Annotated in this window: 11 protein-coding genes; 10 read left to right on the top strand and 1 reads right to left on the bottom strand. The window is 72.7% G+C overall.

The features are described from left to right. Nucleotides 1–2: 2 nt before the first annotated feature. The 7 genes from ACIQGV_RS35050 (at nucleotide 3) to ACIQGV_RS35020 (ending at nucleotide 11920) form a co-directional block, all read left to right on the top strand. Entirely contained in the window at nucleotides 3–1787 is a 1785-nt protein-coding gene (locus ACIQGV_RS35050; RefSeq protein WP_402502300.1) for an ABC transporter ATP-binding protein, read from the top strand. After that, nucleotides 1784–3640 carry an ABC transporter ATP-binding protein gene (locus ACIQGV_RS35045; RefSeq protein WP_402502297.1) on the top strand — a complete coding sequence of 619 codons (1857 nt, stop codon included), beginning with the start codon at nucleotides 1784–1786 and terminating at the stop codon, nucleotides 3638–3640. Before ACIQGV_RS35050 ends, ACIQGV_RS35045 begins: the two co-directional genes overlap by 4 nt. After that, on the top strand, nucleotides 3637–5436 hold the full coding sequence (locus ACIQGV_RS35040; RefSeq protein WP_402502294.1) for an ABC transporter transmembrane domain-containing protein: 1800 nt from the start codon (nucleotides 3637–3639) through the stop codon (nucleotides 5434–5436). The genes ACIQGV_RS35045 and ACIQGV_RS35040 overlap by 4 nt, the downstream gene beginning before the upstream one ends. After that, nucleotides 5433–7202 carry an ABC transporter ATP-binding protein gene (locus ACIQGV_RS35035; protein ID WP_402502290.1) on the top strand — a complete coding sequence of 590 codons (1770 nt, stop codon included), beginning with the start codon at nucleotides 5433–5435 and terminating at the stop codon, nucleotides 7200–7202. The genes ACIQGV_RS35040 and ACIQGV_RS35035 overlap by 4 nt, the downstream gene beginning before the upstream one ends. Nucleotides 7203–7463: 261 nt before the next feature. Then, a complete protein-coding gene (locus ACIQGV_RS35030; protein WP_402502287.1) occupies nucleotides 7464–9509 on the top strand; it encodes a M4 family metallopeptidase in 2046 nt (681 codons plus the stop codon). A gap of 223 nt (nucleotides 9510–9732) precedes the next feature. Next, complete coding sequence (locus ACIQGV_RS35025; protein WP_402502284.1) at nucleotides 9733–11394, top strand: M4 family metallopeptidase; 1662 nt, start codon at nucleotides 9733–9735, stop codon at nucleotides 11392–11394. Nucleotides 11395–11422: 28 nt separating this feature from the next. Next, complete coding sequence (locus ACIQGV_RS35020; protein ID WP_402502281.1) at nucleotides 11423–11920, top strand: DUF1990 family protein; 498 nt, start codon at nucleotides 11423–11425, stop codon at nucleotides 11918–11920. 47 nt (nucleotides 11921–11967) lie between these two features. Here the strand turns inward: ACIQGV_RS35020 and ACIQGV_RS35015 are convergent, their stop codons facing one another. Further along, complete coding sequence (locus ACIQGV_RS35015; protein ID WP_402502278.1) at nucleotides 11968–14586, bottom strand: glycosyltransferase family 1 protein; 2619 nt, start codon at nucleotides 14584–14586, stop codon at nucleotides 11968–11970. 243 nt (nucleotides 14587–14829) lie between these two features. On the opposite strand from ACIQGV_RS35015, the gene ACIQGV_RS35010 reads away from it, so the two are divergent. The 3 genes from ACIQGV_RS35010 to ACIQGV_RS35000 form a co-directional block, all read left to right on the top strand. Beyond that, complete coding sequence (locus tag ACIQGV_RS35010; RefSeq protein WP_402502275.1) at nucleotides 14830–16032, top strand: S8 family peptidase; 1203 nt, start codon at nucleotides 14830–14832, stop codon at nucleotides 16030–16032. A 228-nt stretch (nucleotides 16033–16260) separates the two neighbouring features. Beyond that, entirely contained in the window at nucleotides 16261–18405 is a 2145-nt protein-coding gene (locus ACIQGV_RS35005; protein WP_402502271.1) for a maltotransferase domain-containing protein, read from the top strand. Beyond that, nucleotides 18402–18658 (top strand): alpha-amylase family glycosyl hydrolase (locus ACIQGV_RS35000; protein ID WP_402502268.1); only part of this gene is annotated, 257 nt, incomplete at its 3' end. The genes ACIQGV_RS35005 and ACIQGV_RS35000, both read left to right, overlap by 4 nt.

The raw sequence follows: 18658 nt of genomic DNA, 5'->3' as shown, positions 1-18658 counted from the left end.
TGATGCCCAGAACCCGTGCAACCGCCGAGAACCGCTCCGCCGTTCGCAGTCTGCTCCGTCTGTGGCCGTACGTACGGCCGGTGCGGGTGCGGCTGTTCAGCGCCGCGGTCGTGGCGGTCGTGGCGTCCTGTACGGGGCTGGTGATCCCGCTCGTCCTGAAATGGGTCGTCGACGGCCCCGTGGCCGACCGTGACCCGGCGGGTGTGTGGCTGGGCGCGCTGTTCCTGCTGCTGCTCGGGTTCGCCGAGGCACTGCTGTTCGGCTTCCGGCGGTGGCTGGTGGCACGCCCGCTGTCCGGGGTCGAGGCGGCGATGCGGGCCGACCTCTACGGGCGCCTCCAGCGGCTCCCGGTGTCCTTCCACGACCGGTGGGCCTCGGGCCAGCTGCTGTCCCGGGGCACCACCGATCTGATGCTGCTGCGGATGTTCCTCGCCTTCCCGCTGACGTTCCTGCTGGTCAACGGTGTGACGATCCTGGTGGGCGTGCTCATCATGCTGGCCCAGGACCTCACCCTCGGCCTGGTGATCCTCGTGCCGGCCGTGCCGGTCGTCGTCACCTGCGTGATCTTCGAGAAGCGGTACGCGGAGGTGGCGCGGCTCGCCCAGGACCAGGTCGGCGATCTGACGACCGTCGTCGAGGAGAGCGTGCTGGGCATCCGGATCATCAAGGGGTTCGGCCGCCACCGCAGCCAGGCGCGGGCCTTCCGCGAGCTGTCCCGCACCCTGCGGGGCACCGAGCTGCGCAAGGCCCGGCTGCTCGCCGCGATCTGGGGTGTCATCGTCACGCTCCCGGAGGTGGCCGTCGGAGCGGCCCTCGTCCTCGGCTGTGTCCAGGTCGCCGACGGGGACCTGTCGGCGGGCACCCTCGTGGCCTTCCTCTCGACGGCTCTCGCCCTGCGCTGGCCGGTGGACTCCATCGGCTTCCTGCTGGCGATGAGCCAGGAGGCGGCGACGGCCACCGAGCGGTACTTCGAGGTGATGGACACGGAGCCGGAGGACACCGGCGCCTCCGCCTCCGCATCCGCTTCTGGTGACGGCGACCGCGGACTCCGCTTCCACAGCGTCCGGTTCCGCCACCCCGACGCCCCCGCGGACGCGCCGGCCGTCCTGGAGCGGATCGACCTGCATGTCAGACCCGGCGAGTCGATGGCTCTCGTGGGAGCCACCGGCAGCGGCAAGACCACCCTCACGGCGCTGGTCCCCCGGCTGCACGAGGTGACCGGCGGCCGGATCACCCTGGACGGCGTCGACATCACCGCCATGCCCCGGGAGGAACTGCGCTCCCTCATCGCCGTCGCGTTCGAGGAGCCCACCCTCTTCTCCGCCAGCGTCGGCGAGAACGTCCTCATGGGCGCCCCCGAGGCGGCCGGCCCCGAGGACCTGGACCGCGCCCTCGGCATCGCCCAGGCGGACTTCGCGCACGCCCTGCCCGAGGGCACCGGCACCCAGGTCGGCGAGCAGGGCCTGAGCCTGTCCGGCGGGCAGCGGCAGCGGCTGGCCCTCGCCCGGGCGGTGGTGGGCAGACCGAGGTTCCTCGTGCTGGACGACCCGCTGTCCGCGCTGGACGTGCACACCGAGGCCGCCGTGGAGGCCGCGCTGCGGCGTGTCCTCGCCGACACCACGGCCCTGATCGTCGCGCACCGGCCCTCCACCGTGCTGCTCGCCGACCGGGTCGCCCTGCTGTCCGAGGGCCGGATCGCCGCCGTCGGCACCCATCACGAACTGCTGCGCAGCAATGCCGAGTACGCACACCTGATGTCCGGAGCGGACGAGGAGGCCCCCCGATGACGGCGACCGCCGAGAGCGCCCCGGCGAAGGAAGCGCCCCACGACGAGGAACCGCACCGGACCGGCGACCCCTTCGACAGCGACACCCTGCCCACCCCGCCGGGCGCGGTGGGCGCGCTGCTGCGTTCGCTGCTGGCCCCCCTGCGCGGCCGGGTCGTGCTCACCACGCTCCTGCTGCTGTTCCAGCAGGCGGCGGTGCAGGCGGGCCCGCTGCTGGTGGCGTACGCCATCGACAGGGCCGTGCCCGCCTTCCGCGCCGACGAGCACGGCCCGCTGATCGCGGTGGCGGTCGCCTACCTGCTGTGCGCGCTGGCCTCCGGCGTGCTCCAGTACGCGTTCATCACGGCCTCCGCCCGGGTCAACCAGGACGTGCTGCTCGATCTGCGCGGCCGGATCTTCCGGCACGCCCAGGCGCTCAGCGTCGACTTCCACGAGCGCTACACCTCGGGCCGGCTGATCTCCCGCTCCACCACGGACGTGGAGTCGCTGCGGGAGCTGCTGAACGAGGGCCTCCAGGAGCTCGTGACGGTGGTGCTGTCCTTCGCCTACATCTCGGCGCTGCTGCTCTGGCTGGACCTCGGACTCGGCGCGGTCGCGGTGGCGTCGTTCGTGCCGCTGTACGGGCTGGTCCGGCTCTACCAGCGGCGGGCGGCCCGCGTGTACGAGGAGCGCTCGACCGCGATCGCCCGGGTGATCGTGAAGTTCGTGGAGACGATGAACGGCATCCGCCCGGTGCGCGCGTTCCGCCGCGAGGCCGTCAACGACGCCGAGTTCCGGGTGCTGAACCGCCGCCACGAGCGCACCAACGGCGACGCCCTGCTGGAGATGGCCCGCTATGTGGTCGGTTCCCGGCTGGTCGCCAACACGGCGGTGGCGCTGATCGTGCTGTGGGGCGCCCACCGGGTCGCCGGCGGCACGCTGGCCCTCGGTGTGCTGGCGGCGGCCGTGCTGTATCTGCGGCGGCTGTACGACCCGATCGACCGGCTCGGGATGTTCCTGAACTCCTACCAGTCGGCGGCCGCCTCGCTGACGAAGATCGCCGGGCTGCTCGCCCGCACCCCGTCGGTGCCCGAACCGGCGGAGCCCCGGCAGCTGCCGCCGCCGGCGAGCGATCTGCCCGGCCGCGAGGTCGTGTTCGACGACGTCCGGTTCGCGTACCGCACCGGCGGCGAGGTGCTGCCCTCCTTCGGCCTGACCCTGCCGGCCGGGCAGACGGTCGCGGTCGTCGGCTCCACCGGCGCGGGCAAGTCGACGCTGGCGAAGCTGCTCGCCCGGTTCTACGACCCCACCGACGGGCGGGTCCTGCTGGACGGGGTGGACCTGCGCGACCTGGCCGTGGCCGATCTGCGGCGCGGTGTGGTGATGGTGACGCAGGAGGCGTTCCTGTTCTCCGGCACGGTCGCCGAGAACATCGCCATCGGCCGCCCGGACGCCGGCCGTGAGGAGATCGAGCGGGCAGCGAAGGCGATCGGCGCGCACGACTTCATCAGCGCCCTGCCCGACGGCTACGACACCGACGTGCGCAAGCGCGGCGGCCGTATCTCCGCCGGCCAGCGCCAGCTCGTCGCGTTCGCGCGGGCGCTGCTCGCCGACCCGGCGGTGCTGATCCTGGACGAGGCGACCAGTTCGCTGGACATCCCCGGCGAGCGGGCGGTCCAGCGGGCGATGGCGACCGTGCTCAAGGGCCGTACGGCCGTCGTCATCGCGCACCGGCTGTCCACCGTCGAGATCGCCGACCGGGTGCTGGTGATGGAGCGCGGCCGGATCGTGGAGGACGGCACCCCGGCCGAACTCGTCGACGGCACGGGCCGGTTCGCGGACCTGCACCGGGCGTGGCGGGAGAGCCTCGCATGAGCCGGCGCCCGCGCGTCGACGCGTACGAGGATCCCGGTACCCCCGACTCCCGCGGCGCGGGCCGCTTCCTGTGGTGGCTGGTGACCCGGCAGGCCGGGCGTTCCGTCGCGGGCGCGGTGCTGGCCAGTGTCTGGATGGTGCTGCTGGCGGCGACGCCCTATCTCATGTCCCGGGCGGTCGACGAGGGGCTGGAGACCGGCGACCTCGGGGCGCTGGCGGGCTGGTGCGCGGCCCTGGTGGCGGTGGGCGCGTTCAACGCCTGGGTGAGCATCGTGCGCCACCGCACCATGACCCGGGTCCGCATGGACGCCAACTTCCGCACGGTGAAGGTGCTCGTCGACCACTCGGTCCGGCTCGGCGCGGCGCTGCCCCGGCGGACGGGCGCCGGGGAGGTCGTGACCATCGGCGTGTCCGACGTCCAGACGATCGCGGGCTCGCTGACGGCCGTGGGCCCGGGCGTCGGCGCGCTCGTCGCCTTCGTGGCCGTCGCGGCGCTGCTGCTGTCGGTGTCCGGGCCGCTGGCGGCCGTGGTGCTGCTCGGTGTGCCGGTGCTGGCGCTGCTCGTGGGCCCGCTGATGCGGCGGCTCCAGGGCAGGGAGGCGGAGTACCGGGAGCGGCAGGGCGCGCTGACCGCCCGGATCGCCGACCTCGCCGGCGGTCTGCGCGTCCTCAACGGCCTGGGCGGCAAGGACCTGTTCGCGCACGCCTTCCGCCGGGACTCCGGGCGCCTGCGCGCGCAGGGCTACCGCGTCGGCGCGGTCACCAGCTGGATGGAGGCCCTCGGGGCCGGCCTGCCGCTGCTCTTCCTCGCGGTGGTGACCTGGCTCGGCGCGCGCCTGGCCGCCCGGGGTGAGATCTCCGTCGGTGAGCTGGTGTCGGTGTACGGCTATGTGGCGGCCCTGATGTGGCCGGTGGCCTTCCTGGTCGAGTCAGGCGGTCTGATCAGCCGTGCCGTGGTCGCCGCCGGGCGGGTGGTCCGCTTCCTCCGTCTGGATCCCGACCCCGCGGCGGGCACGGCCGACGCCCCCGCCGAGCCGGCGCCGCTGACCGACCCGGACTCCGGGGTGAGCGTGCGGCCCGGTGCGCTGACCGCCCTGGCGGCGGCCCGGTCCTCGGACGCCACCGGGATCGTCGAACGTCTGGCCCGCCACGCCCCGTCCGCGGTGACCTGGGGCGGTGTACGCCTGGACGAGGTGCCGTTGGCACAGGTGCGCCGCCGTATCCTCCTGGCCGACCACGAGGCGGACCTGTTCGCGGGGCCGCTGCGCGAGGTGCTCGGCGGTGCGGCGGGCGCCCGTGAGGGCGTGTCGCCGCACGGGGACGCGGGCAGCGGCACGGGCGGGCGCACGGAGCGGCCGGCCGGGACGCCCTCCGAGGCGCACCTCGCCGAGGCCCTCCACGCGGCGGTCGCCGACGACATCGTCCGGTCGCTGCCCGACGGCCTCGACTCGGAGATCGACGCGCAGGCCCGCAACCTCTCCGGCGGCCAGCGCCAGCGGGTCCGTCTCGCCCGGGCCCTGCTCGCCGACCCGGAGGTGCTTCTGGCCGTGGAACCCACCTCGGCGCTGGACGCGCACACCGAGGCGGAGGCGGCACAGCGGCTGAGGGCCGCGCGCCGGGGCCGTACGACGGTGGTGACGACCACGTCCCCGCTGGTGCTGGACCGGGCGGACGTCGTGCACTACCTGGTCGACGGCAAGACGGCGGCCAGCGGCACCCACCGCGACCTGCTGGCCGGGGAGCCGGGCTACAGGGCGCTGGTGGCCAGGGAGACGGACGAGGAGGCCGCCGGATGAGCGGGAACGACAAGGGGTCGCTGCCGGTCGCCGGGCCCGCCCAGGTGCGCGGGGCCGCGCTGCGTCTGCTGCGGGCCGACCGCAGGGCCTTCGCGGGCGTGGTCGCGCTGAACGCGGCGGCGGCCGCCGCGGGGCTCGCCGGGCCGTGGCTGCTGGGGCGGATCGTGGACGAGGTCCGTGCCGGGAGCGGCGTCGCCGCGGTGGACCGGCTGGCGCTGGCCATTCTGGTCTGCGCCCTGGCCCAGCTGCTGCTGGCCCGCTGGGCGCGCTACACCGGTCACCGGTTCGGGGAGCGGACGCTGGCCCGGGTGCGCGAGCAGTTCGTCGACCGGGCGCTGGCGCTGCCCGCGTCGGTGGTGGAGCGGGCCGGCACCGGCGACCTCACGGCACGCGGCACGGCGGACGTGGTCGCGGTGGGCACCACGCTGCGGGACGCGGGGCCCGACCTGCTGATCAACGCGGTGCAGGCGCTGTTCGTGCTGGGCGCGGTGTTCGCCGTCGACCCGCTGCTCGGGCTGGTGGGCCTCGTGTGTCTGCTGCCGGTGCGCTGGGCGCTGCGGTGGTATCTGCGCCGGGCCCGCGACGGCTATCTCGCCGAGGGCGCCGCCACCTCCCGGGTCGCCGAGTTCCTCGCGGCGACCGCGTCCGGGGCGCGCACGGTGGAGGTGTTCGGGCTGGGCCGGCGGCGGACCGCCCGCAGCCGGGAGGTGCTGGAGGAGGCCCGCCGCGCCCGGGAGCACACGCTGTACCTGCGGTCGGTGTTCTTCCCGCCGGTGGAGGTGTCCTACGTCCTGCCCGTGGCGGGTGTGCTGCTGCTCGGCGGCTGGCTGCACGCGCGGGGCTCGGTGAGCCTGGGCGCGGTGGTGACGGCGGCGCTGTACATGCACCGGTTCGCCGAGCCGCTCGACCAGATCCTGGTGCGGGTGGAGCAGCTCCAGTCCAGCGGGGCCTCGTTCGCGCGTGTGGAGGGCCTGGCCGCGGCTCCCCGGACGGGCGCGGACGCCGCGCCCCTCCCGGCGCACGACCGTATCGACGTGTCCGGGGTGAGCTACTCCTACGACCGCGGCGGCGAGGTGCTGCGCGGGGTGGACCTGACGGTCCGTCCCGGGGAGCGGCTCGCGGTGGTCGGCCCGTCGGGCGCGGGGAAGACCACGCTGAGCCGGCTGCTCGCGGGGGTGGACGCGCCGGGCGAGGGATCGGTGACGGTGGGCGGCGTGCCGGTGGCGGCGCTGGACCCGGAGCAGCTGCGCCGTCAGGTCGTCCTGGTCACCCAGGAGCACCACGTCTTCCTCGGTACGGTTCGCGACAATCTGCGCGTCGCCGCGGCGGACGCCGGTGACGAGCGGCTGTGGGCCGCACTGGACACGGTCGGCGCCGGCGACTGGGTGCGCGAGCTGCCCGGCGGCCTGGACACCGAGCTGGGCGCCGGCCGGGTGGACGGTCCGCAGGCCCAGCAGCTGGCCCTGGCCCGGGTCGTCCTGGCCGACCCGCACACGCTGATCCTCGACGAGGCCACCGCCCTGCTGGACCCGGCGACCGCCCGGCACGCCGAGCGCGCCCTGGCCGCCGTGCTGCACGGCCGTACGGTCATCGCCGTGGCGCACCGGCTGCACACCGCGCACGACGCGGACCGGGTGGCGGTGATGGAGGACGGCCGGATCGCCGAACTGGGCACGCACGAGGAGCTGGTGGCGGCGGGCGGAGCATACGCGCGGCTGTGGCGGACCTGGCACGGGGAGCGGTCCGCGACCGTGACAAGCGAATAGTCCGGATATCGAACCTGAACTCCCGGTCAACGGACGATTTCCAGCCATTCTATTGACGCGCTCCTGACACGGCACGAGATCTCCTGCCACTCTTCCCACGGCCACCCCACAGCAACCCCACAGTCCGAAGGCCCGCTGGGGGCACGGCCCTGCTCCGACGCACGTGGAACTTCCACGCACCACCCCGTTCTGCCCACACGGCCCACCCGCCGTGCGGTCTCCCCCGGCCGCGCAATCCGCGGCCCGCAGAAGGAGTCAGTGTTGAGACGCAGTTCCTCCCACAGACGCACCTCCCACACCCTGCACCGCAAGGCCGCCGCCGTCGCCCTGGTGGGTGTCTCCGCGCTGCTGGCCGCCGCCGTCCAGAGCGGCGCCGCCACCGCGGCCCCGGCGAAGGCGCCGTCCGCCGCCGGCAAGGCCGACCCGGGCTCCCTGCCGGCCAAGCTCTCCCCCGCCCAGCGCGCCGCGCTGATCCGTGACGCGCAGGCGGGCAGCGCGGCCACCGCCGCCGACCTGGGCCTCGGCGCCAAGGAGAAGCTGGTCGTCCGTGACGTGGTCCAGGACCGCGACGGCACCGTGCACACCCGCTACGAGCGCACCTACGAGGGCCTGCCGGTGCTCGGCGGCGACCTCGTCGTCGCCACCGCGAAGGACGGCGCCCGCGAGGGCGTGGTCAAGGCGACCCGTGCCGCCATCAAGGTCGCCTCGCTGAAGCCCTCCGTCACCGCCGGGGCGGCCGAGAAGCAGGCGCTGGGCGCCGCCAAGGCCGAGCGCGCCGAGGACGCGGACGTCAACCGCGCCCCGCGCAAGGTGATCTGGGCCGCGACCGGCAAGCCGGCCCTCGCCTACGAGACCGTCGTCGGCGGCCTCCAGGAGGACGGCACCCCGCAGGAACTGCACGTCGTCACCGACGCCGCCACGGGCAAGAAGCTGTACGAGTGGCAGGCGGTCGAGACCGGCACCGGAAACACGGTCTACAGCGGCACGGTCGACCTGACCACCACGCAGTCCGGCTCGACGTACAACCTCACCGACGGGGCGCGCGGCGGGCACAAGACGTACAACCTCAACCGGGGCACCTCCGGCACCGGCACGCTGTTCTCCGGCCCCGACGACGTCTGGGGCAACGGCAGCGCGTCCAACCTGGAGTCGGCCGGCGCGGACGCCCACTACGGCGCGGCGCTGACCTGGGACTACTACAAGAACGTGCACGGCCGCAGCGGTATCCGCGGCGACGGTGTCGGCGCGTACTCCCGGGTCCACTACGGCAACAACTACGTCAACGCCTTCTGGTCCGACAGCTGCTTCTGCATGACCTACGGCGACGGGTCGGGCAACAGCAACCCGCTCACCTCGATCGACGTGGCCGCGCACGAGATGAGCCACGGTCTGACCTCGGTGACCGCGAAGCTGGTCTACAGCGGCGAGTCCGGCGGCCTGAACGAGGCCACCTCCGACATCTTCGGCTCGACCGTGGAGTTCTACGCCAACAACTCCTCCGACGTCGGTGACTACCTCATCGGCGAGGAGATCAACATCAACGGCGACGGCACGCCGCTGCGCTACATGGACAAGCCGAGCAAGGACGGCGCGTCCAAGGACAGCTGGTACTCCGGCATCGGCTCGATCGACGTGCACTACTCCTCGGGCCCGGCGAACCACTTCTTCTACCTGCTCAGCGAGGGCAGCGGCACCAAGACCATCAACGGTGTCACCTACAACTCGCCCACCTCGGACGGCCTTCCGGTGACCGGCATCGGCCGCGCCAAGGCGGAGCAGATCTGGTTCAAGGCGCTCACCACCAAGTTCACCTCCAACACCAACTACGCGGGCGCCCGTACCGGCACCCTGGCGGTGGCGGGTGAGCTGTACGGCACCACCAGCGCCGAGTACAAGGCGGTCCAGGACGCGTGGGCGGCCGTCGCGGTCGGCTCCCGCTCCGGTGGCGGCGGCGGTGGCACCACGTTCGAGAACACGGCCGACGTGTCGATCCCGGACCGCGGTGCCGCGGTCACCTCGCCGATCACCGTCACCGGCCGCACCGGCAACGCGCCCAGCAACCTCCAGGTCGCGGTGGACATCGTCCACACCTACATCGGTGACCTCCAGGTGCAGCTGGTCGCGCCCGACGGCACGGCCTACACGCTGAAGGCGTACGGCACCGGCGGAAGCTCCGACAACATCAACACCACGTACACGGTGAACGCGTCCTCCGAGGCCGCCAACGGCACCTGGCTGCTGCGGGTCCAGGACAACGCGGCCATCGACACCGGCTACATCAACAGCTGGAGCCTGACGTTCCCGTAACCCGGAATGCGTCAACCCCCTTCGCCGCCCCGGTGGTTCGTCCACCGGGGCGGCGCCCTGTCTCCCGGGCCGGGAGGGGTTCCGTTTACATTCCGGAAACGTTTACCGGACAGTAAGTTTTAGGTCAAGATCGCGCCGGGGTCATGACATGTACGCACCATGAGTGCCAGGCTTCCCCCACCGCCGCACAAGCACCAACTCCCCCACGAAACAAGGAGCCTGTGTGACCCCCCTCTACGCGCGTCATCAGCGGACCACCCTGGCCATCGCGACCGCGGTCGCCTCCGGCGCCCTGCTGACCACCGCACTCACGGGCGGCCAGGCCGCCGCCCAGCCCACCGCCGACTCCGCCCGGCCGGCCGTCGGCGCCGCGCCGCTCGCACTCTCCCCCGCGAGCCGCACCGCGCTGATCCGCGAGGCCGACGCCGAGAAGGCCGAGACCGCCGAGGCGATAGGTCTCGGCACCCAGGAGAAGCTCGTCGTGCGTGACGTCGTCAAGGACGCCGACGGCAGCGTGCACACCCGCTACGAGCGCACCTACGCCGGACTCCCCGTCCTCGGCGGCGACCTGGTCGTCCACGAGGACGCGGCCGGCAGAACCGAAGGCGTGACCAAGGCCGTCAAGGCCGCCCTCAAGGTCGCCGACCTCACTCCGGAGATCGCCTCCACGGCCGCCGAGAAGCAGGCGGTCGGCCGCGCCAGGGCCCTCGGCGGCAGCCGGGCCGACGCCTCCGACGCACCCCGCAAGGTGATCTGGGCCGCGACCGGCAGGCCGGCCCTCGCCTACGAGACCGTCGTCGGCGGCCTTCAGGAGGACGGCACCCCCAGCGAACTGCACGTCGTCACCGACGCCGCCACCGGCAAGAAGCTCTACGAGTACCAGGGCATCGAGACCGGCACCGGCAGGAGCCAGTACTCCGGCACCGTCACCCTCGGCACCTCCCTGTCGGGCTCGACGTACCAGCTGAGCGACGCCTCGCGCGGCGGCCACAAGACGTACAACAAGGCCCGCTCCACGTCCTCCTCGGCCGGCACGCTGTTCACCGACGCGGACGACACCTGGGGCACCGGCACCGCCTCCAGCTCCTCCACCAGCCAGACCGCGGCCGTCGACGCCGCCTACGGCGCCCAGGTCACCTGGGACTTCTACAAGAACACCTTCGGCCGCAACGGCATCAAGAACAACGGCGTCGCCGCCTACTCCCGGGTCCACTACGGCAACGCCTACGTCAACGCCTTCTGGTCGGACAGCTGCTTCTGCATGACCTACGGCGACGGCACGGGCAACCTCAAGCCGCTCACCTCGCTCGACGTGGCCGGCCACGAGATGACCCACGGCGTCACCTCCAACACCGCGGGCCTCAACTACAGCGGGGAGTCCGGGGGTCTGAACGAGGCGACCTCCGACATCTTCGGGACGGCCGTGGAGTTCTACGCCAACAACTCCTCCGACACCGGTGACTACCTCATCGGCGAGAAGATCGACATCAACGGCGACGGCACCCCGCTGCGCCACATGGACAAGCCGAGCAAGGACGGCGCGTCGGCGGACTACTGGTCCTCGTCGCTGGGCGGCCTGGACGTGCACTACTCCTCCGGCCCGGCGAACCACTTCTTCTACCTGCTCAGCGAGGGCAGCGGAACGAAGACCATCAACGGCGTCAGCTACAGCTCGCCCACCTACAACGGCTCCACCGTCACCGGCATCGGCCGGACCAAGGCGGCGGCGATCTGGTACAAGGCGCTGACCACGTACATGACGTCGACGACCAACTACAAGGGCGCCCGTACGGCGACCCTGAGCGCCGCGTCCGCCCTGTACGGCTCCGCCGGCGCGGAGTACTCCGCGGTGGCGGCGGCCTGGTCGGCGGTCAACGTCAGCTGACCGCGGGAGCGCTCTAGGCTAGGGCGGCATGTCCTTCACCTATGACGAGGTCGGCGCGACACGTCGCGCCGGCCACTGCCCGCCCGGCTTCCGTCCGCTGCACGTCCGTACCCGGATAGGGGAGGGCGAGGCGGTGTTCCGGCGGGCCGCGGAGGCGGTCCGCACCTGGGAGATGCACCGTGCGCTCGGCGTCGGCGTGACCGCCGGCGCCGAGCGTGCCGAAGAGGGGGTCGAGGTCACGATCACCCTCGGCGGCGTGATCAAGGCCCCGTGCAAGGTCGTGTGGACCGTGGACGAGCCCCGGCGGGCGGGATGGGCGTACGGCACACTGCCGGGCCACCCCGAGTGCGGCGAGGAGGCGTTCGTCGTGGAGCGGACCGGCGACGGCACGGTGTGGCTCACCGTGAACGCGTTCAGCCGGCCCGCCCGGTGGTACGCCCGCGCCGGCGGGGCCGCCGCCCGCGGGCTTCAGCACGCCTACGCCCGGCGGTGCGGGAAGGTGCTGCGGGATCTCTGCGAGCGGTAGGGGCGGGGGCTCCCGCGCGGTTCCCCGCGCCCCTGAGGCGTCTGCCGCTACCTCATCAGGACCCCCGCCGCCTCCACCACCTCCTCCGACGGCGTGGTCATCAGGCCCAGTTCCGCGTTCGAGGCGAGCAGGCGGTGGGAGGGAAGGATGCGGACGGTGTAGCCGTAGGGGCCCGTGCGGTCCAGGGAGAGCGGGCCCTCGTAGCACCAGTGGCCGTCCAGGTCCGGGCCGCTCACCGGCTTCAGCGGCACCGCCGTGGCGTCGGTGATGCGGTCCTCGGAGTCGACGCGGCCGGACACCGCCTGCACCTCGACGTCGTCGGGGGCGAGGTCACCGAGGCGCACCCGCACCCGCAGCGTGAGGGTGGTGCCCAGTTCGGCGGTCTCCGCCGCGGCCGAGGTCTCCAGATGGTCCACCCCCACCGAGGGCCAGGCAGCGCGCAGCCGGCCCTTCCAGCCGGCCAGTTCGCGTGCCGCGTCGGCGTCCAGGGCCCGGTGCGCGTGCGCGGCCGGCGCGTAGAGGCGTTCCACGTACTCGCGGACCATCCGGCCGGCCAGCACCTTCGGGCCGAGCAGGGTGAGCGTCTGGCGGACCATCTCGATCCACCGCTCGGGCAGCCCGCCGCGGCCGCGCTCGTAGAAACGCGGGGCGATGCGCTGCTCCATCAGGTCATAGAGCGCGGCCGCCTCGATGTCGTCGCGGCGGTCCGCGTCGGTGCCCGCGCCGTCCGCGGTGGGGATCGCCCAGCCGAAGTCCGGCTGGAACCACTCGTCCCACCAGCCGTCCAGCACCGACAGGTTGAGACAGCCGTTGAGCGCCGCCTTCATCCCGCTCGTGCCGCACGCCTCCAGCGGCCTGAGCGGATTGTTCAGCCAGATGTCGCAGCCCGGGTACAGCTTCTGCGCCATCGCCATGCCGTAGTCGGGCAGGAACACGATCCGGTGGCGCACCCGCGGGTCGTCGGCGAACTTCACCAGCTCCTGGATCAGCCGCTTGCCCCCGTCGTCCGCCGGGTGCGCCTTGCCCGCGACGACGATCTGCACCGGCCGCTCGGGGTGCAGCAGCAGGTCCATCAGCCGGTCGCGGTCGCGCAGCATCAGCGTGAGCCGCTTGTACGAGGGGACGCGGCGCGCGAATCCGATGGTGAGCACGTCGGGGTCGAGGACGCCGTCGATCCAGCCCAGCTCCGCCGTGCCCGCGCCGCGCTGCCGCCAGGAGGCCCGCAGCCGGGAGCGCACCTCGACGACGAGCTGCTCGCGCAGGTCCCGGCGCAGCTCCCAGATGTCCTGGTCGGGGATGGAGGTGGCGGCGTCCCAGCGGTCCGAGCCGCCGACGGTGAGCGCGTCCTCGGTGCGCTGCACGCCGACCTGCCGGGCGGCGAGCCGCAGGACCTCCGGTGCGACCCAGGTCGGCGCGTGCACCCCGTTGGTGACGGAGGTGATCGGCACCTCGTCGGCGTCGAAGCCGGGCCACAGGCCGGAGAACATCTCCCGGCTGACCTGGCCGTGCAGCAGGGAGACACCGTTGGCGCGCTGCGCCAGGCGCAGGCCCATCACCGCCATGTTGAACAGGTTGGGCTCACCGCCCGGGTAGGTCTCCATGCCCAGGCCGAGGATCCGCTGGACGTCGATGCGCGGCAGCTCGGCGCCGGGGCCGAAGTGCCGGGCGACCAGCTCGCGGTCGAAGCGGTCGATGCCGGCCGGGACGGGCGTGTGCGTGGTGAAGACGGTGCCGGCCCGCACCGCCTCCAGAGCGGAGTCGAAGTCCAGCCCCTGGTCGCCCAGCTCGGCGATGCGCTCCAGCCCGAGGAACCCGGCGTGGCCCTCGTTGGTGTGGAACACCTCCGGACCGGGGTGCCCGGTGAGCCGGCAGTACGTGCGCACCGCACGGACCCCTCCTATGCCCAGCAGCATCTCCTGGAGCAGCCGGTGCTCGCTGCCGCCGCCGTAGAGCCGGTCGGTGACGCCGCGTTCGCCGAGGTCGTTCTCCTCGACGTCGGAGTCGAGCAGCAGCAGCGGGATCCGGCCGACCTGGGCCAGCCAGATCCTGGCGTGCAGTGCTCTGCCGCCGGGCAGCGCGAGGGAGAGCCGGGCGGGACTGCCGTCGTCCTCCTCCAGCGGGGCCAGCGGCAGCTCGTTGGGGTCGAGGACGGGGTAGTGCTCCTGCTGCCAGCCGTCCCGGGACAGGCTCTGGCGGAAGTAGCCGTGCCGGTAGAGCAGGCCCACCCCGATCAGGGGCACCCCGAGGTCGCTGGCCGCCTTCAGATGGTCGCCGGCCAGGATGCCGAGACCGCCGGAGTACTGGGGCAGCGCGGCGGTGATGCCGAACTCGGGGGAGAAGTAGGCGACGGCCGCGGGCAGCCCGGCGGGCTGCGCCTGGTACCAGCGGTCGCCGCGGACATAGTCGTTCAGATCGTCGACGGCCGCGGTCAGGCGGCGCAGAAAACGGCGGTCCCCGGCCAGTTCGGCGAGCCGCCTCGGCGGCACACCGCCCAGGAGCCGTACGGGATCACCGTTCGACGCGGCCCAGCGCTCGGGGTCCACCGACTGGAAGAGGTCACGTGTCTCGGCATGCCACGACCAGCGCAGATTGCGTGCGAGATCACTCAGGGGGCGGAGGGGTTCGGGGAGAACGGGACGGACGGTGAATCGACGGATCGCCTTCACATTCCACCTCGGCGCGATTGTGGATGAGCCCGCACGGCGGTGTGCGGCTCAACGTCACCCCCGACGTTACCGGCGCCGGTGCCGCCGTCGCTGGAGCTCTCCCGTTCGCCCGCGCGGCGGATCCGCCGACCGATTTGGCCGATTCCGCCCCCTGGGCGTTCTTGTGGGCCTCCCCGCCGCGCGCAAGGCTGCCCCCTGGCGCGCGGCGCACCGCGTGCCGGGGCGAGGAGGGGAACGACGAGCATGGCCCGGACGCGCACACCGCGTCTGCGCCGGGCGGGGGGCCTGACCGCGGTGCTGTGCGCCGCGGCACTGACGGCTCTTCCGCCTCCCGCGCAGGCCGCACCCCAGGGACGGATACTCGGTGCCGGCGAGCCCGGCTCGGTCGGCGGCAGCTACCTGGTGACGCTCGGAGCGGACACCGGAGCCTCGTCGGCCGAGGGCCGCGGGATCGCCGGGGCGTACGGCGCGAGAATCAGCCATATCTACGGAACCGTCCTGAACGGCTACGCCGTACGGGCGACCGCGGGACAGGCCGGACGGCTGGCCGCCGATCCGCGGGTCGCCTCGGTCGCGCAGGACACCCGAATGGCCGTCGAAGGCACCCAGAAGAACCCGCCCTCGTGGGGTCTGGACCGCGTGGACCGGCCGAACCTGCCGCTGGACCGCCGCTACATCTGGCCGGAAAACGGCGGCAGCGGGGTCACCGTGTACGTGATCGACACCGGCGTCCGCACCACCCACCGCGACTTCGGCGGCCGTGCCCGCCACGGCTGGGACTTCGTCGGCGGGGACGCCGTGGCGGACGACGGCAACGGCCACGGCACCCATGTCGCCGCCACCGTCGCCGGACGCTCCCTCGGTGTGGCGAAGAAGGCCGAGGTCGTCGCCGTCCGGGTGCTCGACGCCGCGGGCCGCGGCACGACCGCCCAGGTGATCGCCGGTGTCGACTGGGTGACCCGCCACGCCCGGAAGCCGGCCGTGGCCAACCTCAGCCTGGGCGGCCCGCGCAACGCGCAGCTCGACGCCGCCGTACGCAACTCGATCGCGTCCGGCGTCACCTACACCGTCGCGGCGGGCAACGACGGCGTCCCGGCCGGGCTGTCCTCTCCCGCCGCGGTGTCCCGGGCGATCACGGTCGGCGCGACCGACGGACAGGACGCCCGGGCCCGGTTCTCGAACTACGGTCCGGCACTCGACCTGTTCGCTCCCGGCGTGTCGATCACGTCCGCGGTGCACACCGACGACACTGGGCGAGTGACTTTCTCCGGTACCTCGATGGCCGCTCCGCATGCGGCAGGGGCGGCGGCAGTGTTCCTTTCCGGACATCCGAAAGCCTCACCCGCTTCGGTCACCAAGGCTTTGGCCAAAGCGGCGGCATCCGGCAAAGTGTCCGGAAGGGGCCACGGCTCGCCGAACAGACTTCTGCAAGTTCCGCGCCAGTAACGGCGGACACATGGGACCGGCCCCGTTCACCCGGAGCGGGGCCGGTCTTGTGCGCAGACAGACGCGTGAGTAGTTAACAAAGTGCCGGATTGCCCACCCGAATAGGGTGGGAAGGCTCCTGCGGTGCACCCACTGGTTCTCCCGTCGCAGGGACACCAGTGAGTTCATCCGCAGGACCCATTCCCCTCAGCCATCCGCCCACCCACGTTGACGCGGACAGGAGCGGTGATGCCCGCCACGCACCACACGTCGGCACTGCCGACGCCCAGCACCGAGCAAGCCCCCGTACGGCGCGCGCCGCGCGCCAAGACCCCCAAACCACGCGCCACGAAAGCGAAGAAGGCCGTCCCGGCCGTCGGACGCATCCCCGTCCTCGACGTCCGGCCGGTCGTGCTGCAAGGGCGGCGGCCCGCGAAAGCGGTCACCGGGGAATCCTTCGAGATCTCGGCCACCGTCTTCAGAGAGGGACACGACGCCGTCTCGGCCCATGTGGTCCTCAGGGGACCGGACGGAAAGGCCGCCCCGTTCACCCCGATGCGTGAACTGGCCCCCGGCACCGACCGCTGGGGCGCCACCGTCGCCGCGGACCGGCCGGGCCTGTGGACGTTCACCGTCGAGGCGTGGAGCGACCCGGTCGCCACCTGGCGGCACGCCGCACAGATCAAGATCCCGGCGGGCATCGACACCGGCCTCGTCCTGGAGGAGGGCGCTCTGCTGCACGAGCGCGCGGCCGTGGACACCCCGAAGGCCGGCGGCCGGCGCGAGGTCCTGCTCGCGGCCGCGGACGCCCTGCGCGACGAGAACCGTCCGGCGGCCGTCCGTCTGGCGGCGGCGCTGACGCCGGAGGTGGACGCGGTGCTGGCCCGGCATCCGCTGCGGGAGCTGGTCACCGCCTCGGAGGCGATGCCGCTGCTGGTGGAACGGGAGCGGGCCCTGTACGGGTCCTGGTACGAGTTCTTCCCCCGTTCCGAGGGCACCCCCGAACAGCCCCACGGCACCTTCCGCACCGCCGCGCGCCGGCTGCCCGCGATCGCGGCGATGGGCTTCGACGTGGTCTACCTCCCGCCGATCCACCCAATCGGCACCGCCCACCGCAAGGGCCGCAACAACACCCTCGACGCACTGCCCGGCGACGTCGGCGTGCCCTGGGCGATCGGCTCCCCCGAGGGCGGCCACGACGCCGTCCACCCCGCCCTGGGCACCGTCGAGGACTTCGCCGCCTTCGTGGAGCAGGCCCGCGAGCTGGGCATGGAGATCGCCCTGGACTTCGCCCTGCAGTGCTCCCCCGACCACCCCTGGGTGGCCAAGCACCCCGAGTGGTTCCACCACCGCCCCGACGGCAGCATCGCGCACGCCGAGAACCCGCCCAAGAAGTACCAGGACATCCACCCCGTCGCCTTCGACGCCGACATGGACGGCCTGGTCACCGAGACCCTGCGGATCCTGCGGCACTGGATGGCCGTCGGCGTGCGGATCTTCCGCGTCGACAACCCCCACACCAAACCGGTCGTCTTCTGGGAACGGGTCATCGCCGACATCAACCGCACCGACCCCGACGTGATCTTCCTGGCCGAGGCGTTCACCCGCCCCGCGATGATGGCCGCGCTGGCCCAGACCGGCTTCCAGCAGTCCTACACGTACTTCACCTGGCGCAACACCAAACAGGAACTCACCGAGTACCTGACCGAGCTGACCGGCGAGGCCGCCGCCTGGATGCGGCCCAACCTCTTCGTCAACACCCCCGACATCCTGCACGCCTACCTCCAGCACGGCGGCCGCCCCGCCTTCGAGGTCCGCGCCGTCCTCGCCGCGACCCTCTCCCCCGCCTGGGGCGTCTACTCCGGCTACGAACTGTGCGAGAACACCCCCCTGCGCGAAGGCAGCGAGGAGTACCTCGACTCCGAGAAGTACCAGCTGCGCCCCCGCGACTGGGACACCGCCGAAGCCGAGGGCCGCACCCTCACCCCCCTGATCACCCGCCTCAACCGGATCCGCCGCGACAACCCCGCCCTGCGACAGCTGCGGAACCTCCACTTCCACGAGGCCGACAAGGAGGAGGTGATCGCGTACTCGAAGAGCAGCGGTTCGAACACTGTTCTGGTGGTGGCCAACCTGGACCCGCACCACACCCGGGAGGCCACGGTCTCGTTGGACATGCCGCAACTCGGCCTGGAATGGCACGAGTCGGTGCCGGTGCGCGACGAGCTCACCGGCGAGACCTATCACTGGGGCAGGGCCAACTATGTGCGGCTCGCACCCGGCCAGGCGCATGTGCTGAACGTCGGCCGGGAGTCCGGGGACCCTTCCCCGGGTGAGCACGGCACCGTCCTGCGACCGTCCAACCCGCAGATCGGAGGGTCACCCATAAAATGATCGTCAACGAGCCCGTCCCGGACACCTTCGAGGACACCCCGGCCAAGGACCGGGACCCGGATTGGTTCAAGCGCGCCGTCTTCTACGAGGTCCTGGTCCGTTCGTTCCAGGACAGCAACGGCGACGGCGTGGGCGACCTGAAGGGCCTGACCGCCAAGCTCGACTATCTGCAGTGGCTGGGCGTCGACTGCCTGTGGCTGCCGCCGTTCTTCCAGTCCCCGCTGCGCGACGGCGGCTACGACGTCTCCGACTA

Source organism: Streptomyces sp. NPDC093094, assembly GCF_044754345.1.
GTDB lineage: Bacteria > Actinomycetota > Actinomycetes > Streptomycetales > Streptomycetaceae > Streptomyces.
This window is presented reverse-complemented; position numbering and strand designations above follow the sequence as displayed.